The following is a 17,977-nucleotide window of genomic DNA, read 5'->3' on the forward strand; positions in this document are numbered from 1 at the left end:
CTGGAGACCCCATGCCTCGCACGATGATCGAGCCCTTCCGCATCAAGTCCGTCGAACCCATCCGCATGACCAGCGCCCATGAGCGCATGGAGATGCTGGAAGCCGCCAAGCTGAACGTGTTCAAGCTGCGGGCCGAAGATGTGCTGCTCGACTGGCTCACGGATTCGGGCACGGGGGCCATGAGCTCCGCCCAGTGGGGCGCCATCATGATCGGCGACGAAAGCTACGCGGGCGCCAAGAGCTTCTTCCGCCTGGAAGCCGTGCTCAAGGACATCACGGGCATGGCCCACTTCATCCCCACCCACCAGGGCCGGGCCGCCGAGAAGGTGCTGTTCACGGCCGTCTGCAAGAAGGGCGACTACGTCCCCAACAACTGCCACTTCGACACCACCCGCGCCAACCTCGAATTCAACGGCGTCGAGGCCGCGGACCTCGTGATTCCCGAGGGCCTGCAGCCCAGCCTCATCCATCCCTTCAAGGGCAACATCGACCTGGAGCGTGTGGAAGAGGTGCTGAAGAAGGAGGGTCACCGCATCCCCTTCGGCATGATCACGGTGACGAACAACACGGGCGGCGGGCAGCCGGTCTCCATGGCCAACATCCGCGCCTACGCCGCGCTGCTCAAGAAGTACGGCAAGCCCTTCATCATGGATGTCTGCCGCTTCGCGGAGAACGCCATGTTCATCAAGCTCCGCGAAGACGGCTACCAGAACACGTCCATCAAGGCCATCTGCCAGGAGATGTTCAGCTACGCCGACGGATGCACCATGAGCGCCAAGAAGGACGGCATGGTCAACATCGGCGGCTTCATCATGCTGCGTAACGACGAGTGGCTCGACCCCGTCCGCAACATGCTCATCCTCACTGAGGGCTTCCCCACATACGGAGGCCTGGCCGGGCGCGATCTGGACGCCCTGGCCGTGGGCCTGCAGGAAGGCATGGAGGAGGATTACCTCCGCTACCGCCTGCGCACGGCCGAATACCTGGGCGAAAAGCTCGAGGCCGCGGGCGTCGGCTTCGTGAAGCCCACGGGCGGCCACGCCGTCTACATCGACGCCAAGACCGTGCTGCCGAACATGCCCGTGGAGCAGTATCCCGCCTGGGCCCTCTGCAACGCCCTCTACCTGGAAGGCGGCATCCGCGGCGTGGAGATCGGCTCGGTCATGTTCGGCAAGCGCATGGACGACGGCACCGAGACCTACCACAGCATGGAACTGGTGCGCCTGGCCTTCCCCCGCCGCATGTACACCCAGAGTCACTTCGACTTCGCCGCCGAAGTCATCGCCGAAGTGAAGGCCAAGGCCAAGAGCATCCGCGGCGTGAAGATCGTCAAGCAGAGCAAGTATCTGCGCCACTTCACCGCCGAGATGGCCTGGGTCTAGGCTCCCCGTTCAAGCCCGCTGAAACCGTTGCGCCCCCTTCAGGAAGGCTGTCCGCCCTGAGGGGGGCGCTTGCGGATGAGCAGCAGTTCACCGCCGCCCGTCTGCACCCGCAGCAGCACCTCGAACCTCGACCGGGCCTCGGGATCTATGCCCCAGGCATCCCGGTTCCATTCCCGGTCCGTGGACACCAGCCGGTCCTCGGGACCCAACGCGGCTTCGAGCTCCGCATAGGAGCGCAGTTCGGGCATGAGCTGGTCCGTGTAGACCATGGCTCCGCTGCGGATGGTCTGCCAGAAGAAGACCCGACGACCCTGGATCTGCGGGGACACGGCCGCCGTCCAGCGCCGGTATTCCTTCGCGTCATCCAGCAGCCTGAAGCCCCAAGCGCCCATCACGAGGTAGAGCGCGCCCAGTGTGAGCGCGGCCTCGCGGATCAGGGGACGCAAAGCCCGCTGCCGCACGTGCCAGGTGACAAGGCAAGCGCCTGCGATGGAGATGAGGGCCCCGACCCGCAGGGGCCCCAGGAAAGGCTGGATCTGCGTGTGCAGCTTCGGCCCGCCTGCCCGTGTGAAGGCGAGCGCCGCGAGGGCTCCGGCGAGAATCCACAGCGCTCCGCCGAGGATCCAGCCCATCCAGGGCTTCTGAAGGCGCGGATGCTTCGACTGATCCCGATCGAGAAGGAGATCCGTGGTCAGCAGGGCCAGGAAGGGGTACGACATGAGGAGGTACTTCCCCTGCTTGCTCTGGGACCAGGAGAGGAAGAGGAAGGGCACGGCGAAGGCCAGAATCTGGAAGCGCTGAAGCGAGCTGAGCGAGGCGCGGGACCGGTAGAGGTGCAGGCCGAGGGCCGGCAGGAAGAGCACCCAGGGCCAGAAATCGCCGAGGATGTACTCGCAGTAGCGCCACCAGGGCTGAATGTGATCCCAGGCGTGGGTGGCCCGCGAGAAGTTCTGCACGATGACCAGCTCATGGAAATAGACGGGCCCGCCGACAATCCGGGCCATCAGGTACCAGGGCAGCACCACCAGGGCGAGGATGCCGAGGCCAGCCCAGGGTCGCATCTGCGGCAGGCTCTTCCAATCCCGCTGCCAGGTGAGGAAGGCCGCCACCACCAGCCCTGAAAGCACCAGGCCCAGCGGGCCCTTGGCCAGGGTCGCGAGCCCGAGCGCCACATAGGCGCCCAGCAGCCAGCGCCGGGCCTCGGTCGTGTCCACTGGATCCAGCCGGCCCGTGGCCAGCAGGTAGCCGCCCACCCAGGAGAGCCAGCTCCAGGCCAGCAGCGCCGCGAAGAGCATGTCGATCTGGATGGTCTGGGCCTGCCAGATCCAAATGGGCGTGGTGAACAGGATCATGCAGGGCAGATCCATCGTGTCCGCCTGCTGGAAGCGCCGGGCCCAGCTCCGAAAGCCGATTCCGAACAGCGCGGCCGCCGCCACCGAGGGGATGCGGAGCGCCCAGGCCGCGATGCCGTGAGTGAAGCCCCGCCCGCCCGTCAGCCAATCTCCAGCGACGGCGCTGAGTTTCATCAGCCAGTAGAACAGGATGGGTTTTTCGTTGTACGGCTGGCCGTTCAGGTAGGGCAGAACCCAGCTTCCCCGCTGGCGCATCTCCTTGACGCACTGGGCGAAATCCGGCTCATCCGGGGCCCAGAGGCCGCGGGCGGGAACCAGGACGACAAGCAGCAGCGCGAACAGGAGTGGGACTCTGTATTCCTTGACCCAGGCCAGGACCTTATCTGCAACCGTTCGACTGGACATGGGCCGAGCGCCATCGCTCACCGGACCTCCTCGCATGGAACCAAGAAGCGACGAAACCGCGGTGGGCGGCTGCTTCCTCCAGCATTTCAGGGTGTCGGCAACCTCCATCCGCGGCAAGGAGAAACCGTGGCCTGACCCGATCCGGCCTAGGCCCCGGCGCGGATTCCCGCAAGGGGTCCGACCATACCCGGGGTCAGGCGAGATCCGGCATTGGCGCGCCACCCCGGATCCGAACTAGGATGGGCCATACACCCCTCAGGAGTTCCCATGTCCACCAATCCCGTGGCTTCGATCTTCGACCGCCAGCAGGCCGTGCGCGGGCGGGTGGCGGCCACCACGGCCGATCAGCGCAAGGCGAAGCTGCGGGCCCTCCTGAAGGCTCTCATGGCCCACCGGAGCGAAGCCCAGGCGGCCCTGGCGGCGGACTTCCGCAAGGCCCCCGAAGAAGTCGACCTGACGGAACTCTACCCCGTCATCTCCGAAATCAAGGACGCCCTGCGCCACCTGCCCCGCTGGATGAAGCCCTGGAAGGTGCCCACACCCATCGGCTTCTTCGGCAGCGCCAGCGCCATCCTCTACGAGCCCCGCGGCGTCGTGCTCATCATCAGCCCCTGGAACTACCCCATCTACCTCACGCTGGGGCCGCTGGTCTCGGCCCTCGCCGCGGGAAACTGCGCCGTCATCAAGCCCTCGGAATTCACGCCCCACACCACGGCTTTCCTGCGCAAGCTGCTGGCGGGTCTCTTCCCCGAAGACGAAGTCGCCCTGGTCGAAGGGGATGCGGATGCCGCCAAGGCCCTGCTGGCCCTGCCCTTCGATCACATCTTCTTCACGGGCAGCCCCGCGGTGGGCAAGGTCGTCATGAAGGCCGCGGCCGAACACCTGGCCTCGGTCACGCTGGAACTGGGCGGCAAGTCGCCCGTGCTGGTGGACGCGGACGCGAACCTGAAGGAGGCCGCCCGCAAGATCGCCTGGGGCAAGTGCCTGAATGGCGGCCAGACCTGCGTGGCGCCGGACTACGTGCTGGTCCACGAGAAGGTTCACGACGCGCTCGTGGCCGAGCTGAAGCAGGTCCTCCTCGCGTTCTACGGCCCTGATGCGGCGACCCGGAAGGCCAGCCCCGACCTCGCCCGCCTCATCCACGACCGCCACTTCGAGCGCCTCAGGGCCCTGCTGGAGGGCTCCGGTGCCACCGTGGCCTTCGGCGGCGAGATGGACGCCGCAACCCGCTACCTCAGCCCCACCCTGCTCACCGACGTCGATCCGGCCTCTGCCGTCATGCAGGAGGAGATCTTCGGCCCCCTGCTGCCCATCCTGAAGGTGCCCGACATGGACGCCGCCGTGGCCTTCGTGAACGCGCGGCCCAAACCCCTGGCCCTCTACGTGTTCAGCGAGGACAGCCAGCGGACGAAGGCCATCCTGGCCCGCACCAGCGCCGGCGGGGGCTGCATCAACGACACCGTGCTGCACTTCGCGCACACGGGCCTGCCCACGGGCGGCGTGAACACCTCCGGCTTCGGCAAGGCCCACGGCGTCCACGGCTTCCAGGCCTTCTCCAACGCCCGCGGTATCCTGCGCCAGCGCACGCGCTTCTCCGCCATCCAGCTCATGTACCCGCCCTACACGGGCTTCGTGAGGCGGATGATCGACCTGACGTTGAAGTATTTCTAGTGGCGCCCCACGAACTCGTCCATGCTGCGGTTCACGCCGAAAAAGCCCAGCACCGCGTCGAAGATCAGGGGCGGGAAGATGCGCACCACGGGCACGGTCAGCACGAAGCGGGGCATGATCAGGCGGGCGCGGTTGCCTTCGATGGCGCCCATGATGCGGCGGACGACGTAGTCGGGCTTGAGGATGGGCAGCAGCCAGGCGAAGCGGGTCTTCACGCCCTCGAACATGCCAGTGTCGATGTAGAAGGGACACACTACCGTGGTGCGCACGGGACTGCCGAGGCGCTTCAGCTCCATGCGCAGGGATTCGTCGAAGCCCACGGCCGCGGACTTTGATGAACAGTAGTCCACCAGACGAGACGTGCCCGCCAGCCCCGCCGCCGAGGCCACGGTGACGATGTGACCCTTCCCCGCCTTGAGCATGCCCGGCAGGAAGGCCCGCACGGTCCAGAAGAGTGCGAGCGTGTTCACCTGGAAGGTGCGCTCGATGGCCTCGTCGCTGCATTCCAGCAGGGTCTTGCCCGAGACGATGCCCGCGTTGTTGATGAGGATGTCCACCTCGCCCTTGGTGTTCCGCACTTCGGCGCAGGTGGCCTGGAGGGCTTCGCGACTGGAGAGATCCACCACGAAGCCCTCGGCATCGCCGCCCAGGGCCTGGATCTCGTCGCAGACCGCGCCCAGGCCCTTGGCATCGCGATCCATCAGGGTCAGGCGCGCCTTCTTGCGAGCGGCGTCCAGGGCCATGAGCCGGCCCAGGCCACTGGCCGCACCGGTGATGAGGACGTGAGCGCCGCGGAAATCAGTCATGGATGCCTCAGGGATTTCCTGATGCTAGCACCGCGGGCCGTCCTCAGCGCTGGGCCTCCTCCAGGGCGCCCTGGGCGGCTTCCCAGTCGCTCATGGCATAGGCCAGGTCGGCTTCCAGGGCCTTCTGCTCGTCCAGCTTGGTGCTGAAGGCCTGCCAGTCCGCGGGGTCCATGGTGGCCATGTCCTTCTGCAGGATCGCCAGCTTCGCTTCGAGGTCCGAGACCTTGGCCTCGGCCTCGGCCACCTGCTTTTCGAAGCGCTTGATGGCGCGCTGCTTGTCCTTGTCGACGGCGGCGGGCTTGGCGGGGGGACTCGGCGGCTTGGCGGCCGAGGCGGGCTTCGCCTGCGGTGAAGCGACCTTCTTGGGCAGGGGTTCGGGTTCCTTGCTGCCGGCTTCGTCTTCCGCGCCCAGATCCAGATCCACCCAGGCCTGGTGATCCTCGTAGCCGCCTTCGCGGAACTCCGCCCGGCCCTCATGGACGCGCAGCAGCGAATCCGCCACGCGGCCCAGCAGGTAGCGGTCGTGGGTCACGACGATGGCCGCGCCGGTGAAGCTCAGGATGGTGTCCTCCATGGCTTCCATGCTGGGAATGTCCATGTGGTTGGTGGGTTCGTCCAGCAGCAGCAGGTTGACGCCCTGGCGGATGAGCGTGGCGATGCTGAGCCGCGCGCGCTCGCCGCCGGAAAGCGCGGTGACGGGCTTGTCCACCTCGTCGCCGCGAAACTGGAACTTGGCCAGGAAGCCCAGCACGTCCTGCTTCATGGCCTGGGGATTCACGCCGTGGATCTGCTGGAACACGGTGTTGCGCGGGTCCAGGTTGCGGTGGTGCTGATCGAAGTAGCCCAGCTTCACCTGGCTGCCCAGACGCGCCTGTCCCGTGATGAAGGGGATCTCTTCGGAGATGGCCTTCAGCAGGGTGGACTTGCCCGTGCCGTTGAGGCCCACGATGCCCATCTTCTGGCCGCGCTTGATCTGCAGCTGCTCCAGGGGCGCGTAGAGCGCCTTGCCGTCCCAGCCCACGCTGGCGTTCTCCAGCACCAGGGCCACGTCGCCGCTGCGCTGGGTCTCGGGAAAGCTGAACTTCACCTTCCGCCGGTCGCGCAGGGGCTTCTGGATGCGGTCCAACTTGGCGAGGTGGGTGCGGCGGCCGCGGGCCTGCTTGGTGTTCTGCCCCGCGATGTTGCGGCGGATGTATTCTTCCTGGTTCTTGATGTAGGCCTGCTGCTGCTCGTAGTGCCGTTCCAGCAGCTCCAGCTCCTGTTCCTTCTTCTCCATGAACTCGGAGTAGTTGCCGTCGTAGACCCGCGAGCGGCCCAGTTCCAGCTCCAGGATCTCGGTGGCGATCTTGTCCAGGAAGTAGCGGTCGTGGCTGATGACGGCCACCGTGGCATCCGTGTCCTGGATGAACGATTCCAGCCAGCGCAGGCTGGGCAGGTCCAGGTGGTTGGTGGGCTCGTCCAGCAGCAGCAGGTCCTGGCCCTGGAGGATGGCCTTGGCCAGCATGACGCGGCTCTTCTGGCCGCCTGAGAGCGTTTCCACGGGACGTTCGAAATCCGCCGAGGTGAAGCCCAGCGACTGCAGGATGCTTTCGGCGCGCGCGCGGATGCTGAAACCATCGAGATGCTCGAAGGCCTCCGTGACCTTCTGGTAGCGGTCCATCACCTCGTCGAGGTCATCGCCCGCCTCGCCCATGCGGTGTTCCAGCTCGCGCATCTCATGCTGCAGGCGTTCCACGTCGCCGAAGGCCGCCAGCGCTTCTTCCAGCACGCTGCCTTCGGTTTCGGGCACCAGGTCCTGGGCATAGTGGCCCATGCGGATGCCGCGCTCCTTGGTGGGCCGCACCACCGTGCCGCTGTCCGCCTCCAGCTGGCCCAGCAGCAGCTTGAAGACCGTGCTCTTGCCCGCGCCGTTGCGGCCGATAACGCCCCAGCACTCGCCTTCCTGAATGGCCCAGGTGACATCCTTCAGCACCTCTTGGGGGCCGAAGCGGAGATCCACGTGGTTCAGGGATGCGAGCATGGCCGGAGACCTTCTGCAGCTTTAAGCAAGAAGGCCACCTTGCGGTGGCCTTCTGTTTGGTGGAGCCAATCGGGATCGAACCGACGACCTCTTGCATGCCATGCAAGCGCTCTCCCAGCTGAGCTATGGCCCCATTGGGGAAGACCCAGTATCACACTTCTTCCGGGCTTCTGCAAGCACTGATCACGGGGCGGTCACTCGGAGTTTCTGCCCCACCTTGACCCGGTCCTTCTTCATCCGGTTCCAGGCCTTGAGATCCTTGGGATCCACGCCGTATTTGCGGGCGATGGCGGCCAGGGTGTCCCCCTTGCGGACCACGTGGATGCTCGGCGCAGGGGCGCCAGCGGCGGGTTTGGTCTTCTTGGGGCCGGCGCCGGGCAGACGAACCTCGTCGCCCGGATGCAAGGCTTTCTTGGCCTCGGGATTGAGGCGCATCAACTCGCCGAGCCCCACGTGATGCGCACGGGCGAGCTTGGCCAGCGTGTCGCCGGGCTTGGCACGGATGATCGAGGATTCGGGCGAAGACTCGGGCGTCACCGCCGGTTCGGGCTCCACCTTGGGCGCGGAAACCGCGCTCGGCGGCGCCGCTGGAGGCACCGCTTGCGGAACCGGCGCCGTTGCGGCCGGAGCCGGTTCGGCGGCCTTCTCCGTCGCCGGTGGAAGCGCTCGCGGCGTCTCCGGCTTGGAGGGAGCTTCCACGGGCGTTTCCGAATCCCGCGGCGTGGCGGGAAGCGGCGCCAGGGGCTGATCCGCGAGGGCCTTCACGCGTTCCGATCCAGGGGTCCGGTCGCGGTCGTCCGCCGCCGCGGAGACCGTGGGCGGCACCAGCACGCGCTTGCCGGGCCGGAACTGTTTCGCGGTCATGTCGTTGGCGTCCAGCAGGTCTTCGGGCGTGACCTTGAAGCGCTTGGCCACCTTGGCGAGGGTGTCGCCCTTGCGCACGGTGTAGGTCTTGAAGTCCAGGCGCTTGCCGGCGGGCATGCGGGCCAGCTGGCGCAGGCAGTCCACCGCCTTGCCGGGCGGCACACGCAGCTGGTAGGTGCCCGGTGGCGTGGAGCCGCGCAGCAGCTCGGGGTTCAGGATCTTCAGCGTGGCGAGGTCCGTGCCCGCGCAGCGGGCCAGGATGGTGAGGCTGGTCATGCTGGAGACGGTCACCGTTTCGTAGGCGTACGGCACGAGCGGCGCGATGTGCAGGCCGTAGCGCTCCGGGTTCCGGCCGACGAGGATGGCGGCGCAGAGTTCGGGCACGTAGTTTTTCGTCTCGGTGCGCAGCCAGCGCGAGCGCGCGAGATCCCAGAAATTGCGGGTGCCCAGGTTCTGGATGGCCCGCTCCAGCGTGAGTGGCCCCGCGTTGTAGCTGGAGGCGGCGAGGTACCAGTCGCCGGTCATCTCGTAGAGGCGCTTGAGGAAGCGCGCCGAGGCCCGCGTGGCCTTCACGGGATCGCGTCTTTCCTCGACCCAGGCATTGCTGTTGAGCCCGTAGATGCGCCCGGTTGAGCGGATGAACTGCCACATGCCGACCGCCTTCGCGCGGCTCTTGGCCTCGTTCCGGAAGCCCGATTCGATGAGGGCCAGGTAGGCCAGATCCGCAGGCACGCCCTCTTCGGCGAAGACCTGCCGGACCATGGGCATGTACATGGAAGCCCGTCCCAGCGCGTTCTCCATGAATCCGCGCTTGGTCGTGCTGAAGAGGCTCACCCAGGTGAGCACCTTGTCGTTCAGGTCGATGGGGTAGTCGTAGGTGGCGCCCTGCTCGGCTGAACGGACCAGTTCGAGCTCAGCGCGAAGCTCGCTCCCGCTGATGGAAACGACCTCCTCGGCGGCCTTGAGGCCGGGCTCAGCCTCGGGTTCTTCCTCCGGCGCGAGCTGATCCTGCGCCTCCTTCAGCCGCTGCAGGAGACCCTGGACCTCGCGCTGCTTGAGCAGCTCGGGCGACCAGTCGGCGGTGAGGACGTCGGCCTCATCGCATCTCGCTTCGGCTTCACTTTCATCTTCGTTTTCCAGGGCCTTTTCCGCGGCTTCCACCAACGCCCTGAGCTGCTGAATGCGGACGGGGTCCGATTCAGCAGCTCGGGCTGGTACCGTGGTCACATAGGCCTGGGGTGCAGGTGCCGGCACTTGAGCCGACGCTGTCCCCCAGAGAAGGGCGGCCAGGACCTGGACTGGCATGGTCCTAGTGGCTTTCCGCGCCGACCAGGGCCTCATAGGCCTTGGCATCCAGGAGACCGGACAGGTCACCGGCGAGCTTGACCTTCACCATCCAGCCCTTGCCGTAGGGATCCTCGTTCACGGCCTCCGGATGGTCGGCCAGGACCGCGTTCACTTCCACGATTTCGCCGGCGGCGGGCATGTTCAGCTCGGACACGGTCTTCACGGATTCCACTGTGCCGAACTCCTCGCCCTCGGCGAAGGTGGCGCCGGCCTCCGGCAGGTCCACGAAGACCACGTCGCCCAGCGCGTCCTGCGCGTAGTGGGTGATGCCCACCAGGGCCGTGCCGTCGCCCGCGGGCTTCAGCCATTCGTGATCCTTGGTGTACTTGAGATCGGCAGGGAACATGGTTCCTCCAGGTTGGGTGGGTCGGTCAGGAAAAGGGTTACTTGGCGCGCTTGTAGAAGGGCGTGGGGATGATCTCGGCATTCACGGCACGGCCGCGGATCTCGATCTGGATGGTTCCACCGACCTTCGCCAGTTCCGTCGGAACGTAGGCCAGGCCCAGGTTGAAGCCGCAGGTCGGGGACGGGGCGGCGCTGGTGACGAAACCGATCTGCTTCCCGTCCTGCACCACGGGCATGTGGTCGCGGGCGATGTCACGCTTCTCGAGCGTCTTGAAGCCGACGAGCTTGCGCGGCGCGGGGGCGGCCTTGGCGGCCACCAGGGCCTCGCGGCCGATGAAGTCGCCGTGATCGAGCTTCACGATCCAGCCGAGGCCGGCTTCCAGCGCGTGGATGCTGTCGTCGATCTCGTGGCCGTAGAGGGCCATCTTGCATTCCAGACGCAGGGTGTTGCGGCAGCCCAGGCCCGCGGGAATCAGGCCCTTGGGCGTGCCGGCCGCCAGCACGGCGTTCCACAGCTTTTCCGTATCGCCGGCGGCGCAGTAAAGCTCGAAGCCATCCTCGCCCGTGTAGCCCGTGCGGCTGATGATGCACTTGATGCCCGCGACCTCGCCGTGGGTGAAGTAGTAGTAGCCGATGGGATCCAGCGGGGTCGCCGTCAGGGGCTGCAGGATGCTCACGGCCAGTGGGCCCTGGAGGGCGATCTGGCCCGTCACCGGGCTTTCGTTCACCACGGTGCAGTCATAGCCCGCGGCGTGCTGCTGCACCCAGGCGAAATCCTTGTCGATGTTCCCGGCGTTCACCACCAGGAGGAATTCCTGCTCGCCTTCGCGGTAGACCAGGAGGTCGTCCACGAAGGTGCCGTTCTCGTAGAGGAAGGCGGTGTAGTGGACCTGGCCGATGACGAGCTTGGAGACGGCGTTCGGCGTCAGGTGCTCCACGAGGGCCAGGGCCCCAGGGCCCTTCACGCGGATTTCGCCCATGTGGCTCACGTCGAAGAGCCCGGCCTTGGTGCGAACGGCCTCGTGCTCGGCGATGATCCCGGCCGGATACTGCACGGGCATGTCCCAGCCGCCAAAGTCCACCATCTTGGCGTTGAGGGCCCGATGGGCCGCGTTGAGCGGGGTTTTCATCAGTTCTGATGCGGCGGTCGACATGGATGCTCCGGCGTGAAACACCAGTCTATCTCCGCAGGCTCCAAGGCAGAAGACCTCGTAATCCCCAGCCCAGGATCCAGCGGCCATCAGCCTCCTGCCTTGTGACCAGGTGCACAGCCAGGGGCAGCACCGCCACACCGGCCTCCGCGGCCCGGTCCAGTTCGGCGGCGTAGGAAGGATCGATCTCCCGTGCGGCATCGAAGCGATCCACATCCGTCCGGTGGACGAAAAAGGCGATGGCGGCACGGTGGCCTTCCCGCACCATGGCCTGGAGTTCGCGCAGGTGCTTGGTGCCGCGCTCGGTGACCGCATCGGGAAACAGGGCCCAATCGCCATCCTTCAGGGTGGCGTTCTTCACTTCGATGAACACCTGGCGGCCTTCTCCATCCAAGGCCAGCACGTCGATGCGGCTGTTCTCCGCGCCATACCTCACTTCGGTCCGAACCCCGTGCAGGCCGGCCAGGCCCGGCAGCGCGTCGCGGCGCGCCGCCTCAGCCACGACGCGGTTCGGCATGCCCGTCTCCACGCCCACCCATCCGCCCGGTCGCTCCACCGCCAGCCAGGTGTATTTCAGCTTGCGCGCGGGATTGGACGCGGGCTCCAGCAGCACCCGGTCCCCGGGCTCCCAGCAGGTCTTCATGGAGCCCGTGTTCGTCGTATGGGCGGTCACGACGCTGCCATCGGGAAGCTGGACGTCCGCCAAGAACCGCTTGTAGCGCTGGATCAGCGAGCCCGCCACCAGCCCCGTCTTTTCGACGAGGATCATGGCCACTGGGAGAGGATGCGATCCACGGCCTCGGGGAGATCTTCGGCCACCAGGTCGGCGGCGGAGCCGTCCACCTTGTGCCCGTAGCCGGTGCGCACGAGCGCCACCTTGCACCCGGCCCGCCGTCCCGCCTCGATGTCCAGGGCCTTGTCGCCCACCATCCAGGACCGCGAGAGGTCGAGCCCATGCTCTTCTGCCGCCCGCAGCAGCATGCCCGGATTCGGCTTGCGTTCCGGGTGGTCGGCCACGGCGTACTCGCCCAGGGCATGCTCGTGGTGCGGCGAGGCGTAGACCGCGTCGATGCGGGCATTCTCGAGCGCCAGCAGGGTTCCCATGCGGCTCATGACGGCGGCGAAATCCTGCCATCCGTACTTGCCCCGGCCGATGCCGCTCTGGTTGGTGACCACCACCACGGGGATGCCCTTGGCATTCAGGCGCGCCACGGCGGCGCCCGCACCCGGGATCAACACCAGCTGATCGGGGTCGGACAGGAAGTCGACTTCTTCGTTGAGGGTGCCGTCGCGATCCAGGAAGATCGCTGGTTTCATGCTCATCAGTGCCACTCCGCCACGCAGACATCAAAAAGACGGGAACCCCGGGGGTTCCGCCCACTCACCCAGAGCAGTTTCTTGCCATCCGGGCTGAAGTGGGGAAAGGAATTGAAGAGGCCGGTCCAAGTGATCCGCTCCAGGCCCGTGCCGTCGAGGTTGACGCGGAAGAGGTCGAACTGGCGGCCCCTGCCCTGGTTGTCGTGATGGTTGCTCGCGAAGACCAGACCCTTGCCATCGGGCGTGAAGGTCGGCGCAAAAGCTGCGCCGGGCAGCCTCGTCACCTGCCGCTTGGTGCTGCCGTCGGCGTTCATGAGCCAGATGTCCATCTCCATGGGCTCGACCAGGTGCTGCTTGAGCAGATCGCGGTACTTCGCGGTGGCAGCCTCGCCCTTGGGATAGTTGGTGCGCCAGGCGATCAGCTTCGAATCGGGACTGAAGACGGCGCCGCCGTCGTAGCCCACGCCATCGGTGAGGCGGATGAGGTGCCCGCCATCGAGATCCGCGCGCCAGAGATCCACGTCACCACTGCGTTCGCTCGTGAACACGATCCACTTGCCGTTGGGCGCGGTCGTGGCCTCGGCGTCGTAGCCGGGCGAGGCGAGGAAGGGCTTCGCGTCGCTGCCATCGGCCTTGGCGATGTAGAGGTCATAGCCCTGGAAGACGGGCCACTGGTACTTGCCCGGCGTGAAGGGCGGCGCCACGGGGCATTCCGGGCCCGCCCCGTGGGTGCTGGCGAAGATGATGCGGTCATCCCCCGGCAGGAACCATCCGCAGGTGACGCGCCCCTTCCCGGAACTGACCCGTTTCTGCTCCGAACCATCGGCGTTCATGGTGTAGAGCTGATCGCATGGATACCCGTCCCGGGTGCTCTGAAAGATGATTTTCTTCCCGTCGTTGGACCAGTAGGCTTCAGCGTTGGACCCGGTGCTTGTGAGCTTCTTCACGTTCCTGAGGTGAATCTCCCGAACATCGGAAAGCGCGTCCGAAGGCAGAGTCTGGGCGCCGAGGACCATGGAGCACAGGGCGGCCAGCAGGATTCGTCTCATGAATTTCTTCCTTCAGGGTTCAAAACAGGAACTGAAGCAGGATGCCAGAGATGGCACACTGTTGGCACCTTCAGAGGTTCCCGATCATGATCGACAAGCGCGTCAGCTCAGCCATGGAAGCCGTCAAGGATATCCCGGACGGCGCCCACCTCGCCGTCGGCGGCTTCGGCCTCTGTGGCATTCCCGAACACCTGATCGCCGCCCTGGCTCAGACCGGCGTGAAGCACCTGACCTGCTATTCCAACAATGCCGGCGTGGATGATTTCGGCCTGGGCATCCTGCTCAGGAACCACCAGATCCAGAAGATGGTCAGCAGCTATGTGGGCGAAAACGCCGAGTTCGAGCGGCAGTTCCTCCATGGCGAACTGGAGGTCGAGCTGGTGCCCCAGGGCACCCTGGCCGAACGCATGCGCGCGGGCGGCGCGGGCATCCCCGCCTTCTTCACACCCACCGGCGCGGGCACGAAGGTGGCCGAAGGCAAGGAAACCCGGATGTTCGACGGCAAGGAGTGCGTGCTGGAAGCCGGGATCGTCGCCGATTTCTCGCTGGTCAAGGCCTGGAAGGCCGACCGGCTGGGCAACCTGGTCTTCCGCAAGACCGCCCGCAACTTCAACCCGATGGCGGCCACCTGCGGAAAGGTCTGCATCGCCGAGGTCGAGGAGATCGTCGAGGTCGGCGAACTCGATCCCGACACCATCCACACACCCGGCATCTTCGTGCATCGGCTCGTGCTGGGGACGGAGTATGAAAAGCGCATCGAGAAAATCGTGACCCGCAAGGACTGATCACTCCATCGGGAGGTTGATCCGCACCTGGGAACCCCGTTCCATCGGGATGATCTGCACGGTTCCGCCATAGGCGTTCATGAGCTGGGCGCAGGCCGACAATCCCCGCCCCGGCTGGCGTCCGGACCCACTCCGCGCCTGACGCAGATCCAGGAAGGGTTCGAAGGCCGTTTCCAGGAGCTCTGCCGCGATGGGCGCCCCGTCATCTTCCAGTTCGATGCGCACGTGGCTGTTCCCCCCCCAGGTCCTCAGGGAAAGGTGCTCCGGCGCGCCTTCCAGGGCGTGACCGATGAGGTGGCCCAGCACCTCGGCGAAGTCTGAATAGACGCCATACAGCAGGTCCCGCGGCGCCTGGAGGTTCAAGTCCACCTCCAGGCGCTCGGGCAGGGTGCCCTCGGCCTGCATCAGCTCGATTTCCTGCTTCAGCAGGTCGTGAAGGTGGATCCATTCGGGAGTGCTGGCCTCCCCCTGCCCCGCGCGCCGCAGCAGGGCCCGCACGAGGCCATCCACCTGGGCGATGGCGTGGCGGATCTGATCCATGGACTGATGACAGGCCGCCCGCTCTTCGGGCAGGGGCGCGTCGGGACGGTCCATGAATTGGGACAGCGCGACGCTCTCCTCCTTCAGGGTGCGCACGGGGGCCTGGAGCCGCTGGGCCGTGTTCATGAAGAGGCCGCCCAGGGCCGTCTTCTGGTTCTGCGTGCCCAGGGCCCGCTGAGCCTCTTTCAAGGCTTCGTAGGCCGATTCCAGGCCCTCGTAGCTGGTGCCCAGGGCCTGGCTGGTCTCTGCCAGGTGCGCGATGAGGCCGGCGTTTTCCAGGCTGACCTGGAGGATGCCCGCATGCAGGGCCGCCAGCTCGGCTTCGAAGGGCTGGAAGGGCTTGTCGGGGCGGTCCGCGGCCAGCAGGCCCCACAGGTGGCCCTCCTCCGAGCGGCTGCGGAGCGGCAGCAGCAGGGCCTGGTTCTTCGGCGCCCAGAGGCCCAGGTCGATGCCCTGTTCCCAGGGCGTGGACTGCCGGAGGTCGCCTCCCGTCAGCACGGTCCCAGCCGGAAGTGATTCCGCCCAGGCGACCATGGGATGGGAAACCGGCAGCACCGGGGTTTCAGCAAAGCCCTCCGACGCAGCCGCCAGCCCCTGGAAGTAGGTTCCGCTTTCGTGCACGCGATAGGTCCGGAGCCGGTCCAGGTGCAGTTCTTCCCGTAGCTGCCCGAGCACACGGGACTGGATCTCGTGTTCGTCGCGGACGGGAATGATGTCCTTGCTGAGCGACAGGAGGCGCGAGAGGTGCTGGCTCCGCTCTTCGAGTTCGGCCTGCACTTCCGTGAGCTTGCGGTTGCCCTCCTGGGCCTCCCGCAGCTGGGTTTCCAGGTGCTCCACCACCTGCTGGCTGAACTGGCGCAGCGCGGCGCCTTCCCGTCCCTGCTCGATGCGGTCCCGCTGCCCGCCGAGGTAAGCCTGCACCTGGCCCACGAACAGGAAGGGGTCGATGGGTTTGGAGATGAAGCCGTCGCAGCCCGTGACCAGGGCCGTTTCGCGATCGATCTTCATCGTCTTGGCCGTCAGGGCCACGATGAGCGTGGCGTCCAGGCTGCCGTTCTGGCGCAGCTTCGTGGCGACTTCGAAGCCCGAGAGGCCCGGCAGGTTGATGTCGAGCAGGATCAGGGCCGGCTTCAGCTCCAGGGCCATCTCACAGCCCTTGAGGCCGTCCTCCGCCCAATGCATTTCGTAGCCTGCCTGCGACAACAGGCGCTGCACGAGCCGCCAGTTCATCGGGTTGTCCTCGATGTAGAGAATGCAGGGCCGGGAACCGGTCACGCGCCACCTCCGCCCACCAGGGGCATTTCCACCACGAACGTGCTGCCCTCGCCCTTCCGGCTGCTGGCCCAGATCCGCCCGTTCATGAGTCCCATGAAACGCTGGCTGATGGCCAGCCCGAGGCCCGTGCCGCCGAAGCGCCGGGTGATGCTGCCGTCCACCTGCTGGAAGGGCTTGAAGAGGCGTTCCATTTCCTCGCTGGACATGCCGATGCCCGTGTCTTCGATGCGCACCTTGAACCAGGCGCCATCCTGGAAGGCCGAGATCCTCACGAGACCCGACTCGGTGAACTTGATGGCGTTCCCTGCCAGGTTCGTAAACACCTGGCGCAGCCGGTCCTTGTCCCCCATCACGCGGACGCCGCCCTCGGGGCGCACGTACTGCAGCTCGATGGGGCGGCCCCGGATGAGCCCCGAAGCCATGGCCTTGACCTCGTCCAGTAGCTGCACCGGATCCACCTCCTCCAGCTCCAGCTCCATCTTGCCCGCCTCGATTTTGGAGAGGTCGAGGATCGAATCGATGAGGCCAAGCAGGGAGCGGCCGTTCTGGTAGATGATCTGCAGATCCTCGCGCGCATCCGAGCTGAGGCGGCCCTGCGGGTCCTGCATGAGCATGCCCGAGAAGCCGATGATGGAATTGAGGGGCGTCCGCAATTCGTGGCTCATGCTGGCGAGGAACTCATCCTTCAGGCGGTCGACCTCCTTCAGCTTCTGGTAGCTGGTGAGCAGGTTGTCGTTGAGCTCGCGCAGCTCCTGGGTCTTCTCGTGGACCTTCTCTTCGAGGGTGCTCGCCCAGGCCTTCAGCTCGGTCCGGCTCTGCTCCAGGCCGCGGGTCCGGTCCTGGACGAGCTGCTCCAGGTTGGCGCGGATCTCCTCCAGCTCCCAGATGGTCTCCATCAACTGCCGGGTGCGCTCCTGGACGCGGTATTCCAGCAGGCGGTTCTGCCGCTCGATTTCGTCCCGCGACACCCGCAGCTTGTCCGTCATCACCTCGAAGGATTGGCTCAGGTCCTGGATCTCATCCCGGGTGTAGACCTTCACGGACACGGTTTCGAGGTTCCCCTGCGCCACCTTCTGGGCCGCCTCCGTCAGCTGGATCACCGGGCGGAGGTAGCGGTTCGACAGGAAGATCGACACGCCGATGCCCAGGATCAGCGTGACCAGGCCCACCGCGAGGCTGGCCTTGATGTTTTCCCGCACGGCACGCTGGGTGCCTTCCGTGGTGAAGCCGATGATCAAGGTACCCACCCGGTCCGCCTGGGGCTCCTCGTAGAAGACCGGCGCCACCGCCACGAGCATGTTGTCCTCGCGCCGGGTGTAGGTGTGCGAGATGCCATCCTTGATGATCTGGCCCATGGCCCAATCGGGCGTGGTGGGCGTGCTGTCGAGGGCCTCGCCCTTGGCGCCGTAGACCGCGCTGAAGCGAAAGGCCGGGATGTTCTGCACACCTTGGAGCACCTTGGCGATATCACGGGTATTGCCAAAGCTGACCGCCGGGCTCAGGGCATAGCTGGCCGTCTCGGCCACCTGGCGGGCGCTCAGTTCCGCCTGGGTTCGGATCTGCTGCTCCACCCAGCGCGGGTAGTACAGCAGGTTGAAGGCGATGAACGAGAGGACCAGGATGCTGATGACGCCGCTGAGCTTGGTCTTGATGGAAAGACGGTACATG

General features: G+C 66.2%; 14 protein-coding genes and 1 tRNA gene. 3 read left to right on the forward strand and 12 right to left on the reverse strand.

All coding sequences use genetic code 11. The features are described from left to right. Window positions 1–11 precede the first annotated feature (11 nt). On the forward strand, window positions 12–1,382 hold the full coding sequence (locus QSJ34_RS04190; protein ID WP_285570725.1) for a tryptophanase: 1,371 nt from the start codon (window positions 12–14) through the stop codon (window positions 1,380–1,382). 38 nt (window positions 1,383–1,420) lie between these two features. On the opposite strand, the gene QSJ34_RS04195 is transcribed toward QSJ34_RS04190, so the two are convergent. Then, window positions 1,421–3,160 carry an ArnT family glycosyltransferase gene (locus tag QSJ34_RS04195; protein ID WP_285570727.1) on the reverse strand — a complete coding sequence of 580 codons (1,740 nt, stop codon included), beginning with the start codon at window positions 3,158–3,160 and terminating at the stop codon, window positions 1,421–1,423. A 246-nt stretch (window positions 3,161–3,406) separates the two neighbouring features. On the opposite strand from QSJ34_RS04195, the gene QSJ34_RS04200 reads away from it, so the two are divergent. Beyond that, entirely contained in the window at window positions 3,407–4,810 is a 1,404-nt protein-coding gene (locus QSJ34_RS04200) for an aldehyde dehydrogenase family protein (protein ID WP_285570729.1), read from the forward strand. On the opposite strand, the gene QSJ34_RS04205 is transcribed toward QSJ34_RS04200, so the two are convergent. The 9 genes from QSJ34_RS04205 to QSJ34_RS04245 form a co-directional block, all read right to left on the reverse strand. Next, entirely contained in the window at window positions 4,807–5,616 is an 810-nt protein-coding gene (locus tag QSJ34_RS04205; protein ID WP_285570732.1) for an SDR family oxidoreductase, read from the reverse strand. The genes QSJ34_RS04200 and QSJ34_RS04205 overlap by 4 nt on opposite strands. A gap of 43 nt (window positions 5,617–5,659) precedes the next feature. Continuing rightward, a complete protein-coding gene (locus QSJ34_RS04210) occupies window positions 5,660–7,636 on the reverse strand; it encodes an ABC-F family ATP-binding cassette domain-containing protein (RefSeq protein ID WP_285570734.1) in 1,977 nt (658 codons plus the stop codon). Between the two features lie 57 nt (window positions 7,637–7,693). Beyond that, window positions 7,694–7,769: transfer RNA gene (locus QSJ34_RS04215), tRNA-Ala, on the reverse strand. 50 nt (window positions 7,770–7,819) lie between these two features. Further along, a complete protein-coding gene (locus QSJ34_RS04220) occupies window positions 7,820–9,805 on the reverse strand; it encodes a LysM peptidoglycan-binding domain-containing protein (protein ID WP_285570737.1) in 1,986 nt (661 codons plus the stop codon). A gap of 4 nt (window positions 9,806–9,809) precedes the next feature. Beyond that, complete coding sequence (gcvH, locus tag QSJ34_RS04225; protein ID WP_285570739.1) at window positions 9,810–10,193, reverse strand: glycine cleavage system protein GcvH; 384 nt, start codon at window positions 10,191–10,193, stop codon at window positions 9,810–9,812. Between the two features lie 37 nt (window positions 10,194–10,230). Next, window positions 10,231–11,346, reverse strand: a complete 1,116-nt coding sequence (gene gcvT, locus QSJ34_RS04230) for a glycine cleavage system aminomethyltransferase GcvT (RefSeq protein ID WP_285570741.1) — start codon at window positions 11,344–11,346, stop codon at window positions 10,231–10,233. Window positions 11,347–11,371: 25 nt separating this feature from the next. Next, window positions 11,372–12,112: a DNA/RNA nuclease SfsA gene (gene sfsA, locus QSJ34_RS04235; RefSeq protein WP_285570744.1), complete on the reverse strand. Its 741-nt coding sequence runs from the start codon at window positions 12,110–12,112 to the stop codon at window positions 11,372–11,374. Beyond that, window positions 12,109–12,666, reverse strand: coding sequence for a D-glycero-alpha-D-manno-heptose-1,7-bisphosphate 7-phosphatase (locus tag QSJ34_RS04240; protein ID WP_285570746.1), 558 nt, complete (start codon window positions 12,664–12,666; stop codon window positions 12,109–12,111). Before QSJ34_RS04240 ends, sfsA begins: the two co-directional genes overlap by 4 nt. Next, a complete protein-coding gene (locus QSJ34_RS04245) occupies window positions 12,666–13,709 on the reverse strand; it encodes a TolB family protein (protein ID WP_285570749.1) in 1,044 nt (347 codons plus the stop codon). Before QSJ34_RS04245 ends, QSJ34_RS04240 begins: the two co-directional genes overlap by 1 nt. 86 nt (window positions 13,710–13,795) lie before the next feature. On the opposite strand from QSJ34_RS04245, the gene QSJ34_RS04250 reads away from it, so the two are divergent. Continuing rightward, window positions 13,796–14,494, forward strand: a complete 699-nt coding sequence (locus QSJ34_RS04250) for a CoA transferase subunit A (protein ID WP_285570752.1) — start codon at window positions 13,796–13,798, stop codon at window positions 14,492–14,494. Here QSJ34_RS04250 and QSJ34_RS04255 read toward each other — a convergent pair whose 3' ends face one another. Then, the gene (locus QSJ34_RS04255) at window positions 14,495–16,309 is read right to left on the reverse strand and encodes a response regulator (protein WP_285570756.1); all 1,815 of its coding nucleotides are present in this window, start codon (window positions 16,307–16,309) and stop codon (window positions 14,495–14,497) included. Continuing rightward, window positions 16,306–17,976, reverse strand: coding sequence for a sensor histidine kinase (locus QSJ34_RS04260; protein ID WP_285570759.1), 1,671 nt, complete (start codon window positions 17,974–17,976; stop codon window positions 16,306–16,308). The genes QSJ34_RS04255 and QSJ34_RS04260 overlap by 4 nt, the downstream gene beginning before the upstream one ends. Window position 17,977: the final 1 nt, after the last annotated feature.

Source organism: Geothrix limicola (assembly GCF_030268085.1).
Lineage (GTDB): Bacteria > Acidobacteriota > Holophagae > Holophagales > Holophagaceae > Geothrix > Geothrix limicola.

What these genes read in the sequence shown, in the direction of transcription:
- QSJ34_RS04190 (WP_285570725.1), top strand. Translation starts at nt 12, where the DNA reads ATGCCTCGCACGATGATCGAGCCCTTCCGCATCAAGTCCGTCGAACCC.
- QSJ34_RS04245 (WP_285570749.1), bottom strand. Translation starts at nt 13,709, where the DNA reads ATGAGACGAATCCTGCTGGCCGCCCTGTGCTCCATGGTCCTCGGCGCC.
- gcvT (WP_285570741.1), bottom strand. Translation starts at nt 11,346, where the DNA reads ATGTCGACCGCCGCATCAGAACTGATGAAAACCCCGCTCAACGCGGCC.
- QSJ34_RS04220 (WP_285570737.1), bottom strand. Translation starts at nt 9,805, where the DNA reads ATGCCAGTCCAGGTCCTGGCCGCCCTTCTCTGGGGGACAGCGTCGGCT.
- QSJ34_RS04240 (WP_285570746.1), bottom strand. Translation starts at nt 12,666, where the DNA reads ATGAGCATGAAACCAGCGATCTTCCTGGATCGCGACGGCACCCTCAAC.
- QSJ34_RS04250 (WP_285570752.1), top strand. Translation starts at nt 13,796, where the DNA reads ATGATCGACAAGCGCGTCAGCTCAGCCATGGAAGCCGTCAAGGATATC.
- gcvH (WP_285570739.1), bottom strand. Translation starts at nt 10,193, where the DNA reads ATGTTCCCTGCCGATCTCAAGTACACCAAGGATCACGAATGGCTGAAG.
- QSJ34_RS04260 (WP_285570759.1), bottom strand. Translation starts at nt 17,976, where the DNA reads ATGTACCGTCTTTCCATCAAGACCAAGCTCAGCGGCGTCATCAGCATC.
- QSJ34_RS04200 (WP_285570729.1), top strand. Translation starts at nt 3,407, where the DNA reads ATGTCCACCAATCCCGTGGCTTCGATCTTCGACCGCCAGCAGGCCGTG.
- QSJ34_RS04210 (WP_285570734.1), bottom strand. Translation starts at nt 7,636, where the DNA reads ATGCTCGCATCCCTGAACCACGTGGATCTCCGCTTCGGCCCCCAAGAG.
- QSJ34_RS04205 (WP_285570732.1), bottom strand. Translation starts at nt 5,616, where the DNA reads ATGACTGATTTCCGCGGCGCTCACGTCCTCATCACCGGTGCGGCCAGT.
- sfsA (WP_285570744.1), bottom strand. Translation starts at nt 12,112, where the DNA reads ATGATCCTCGTCGAAAAGACGGGGCTGGTGGCGGGCTCGCTGATCCAG.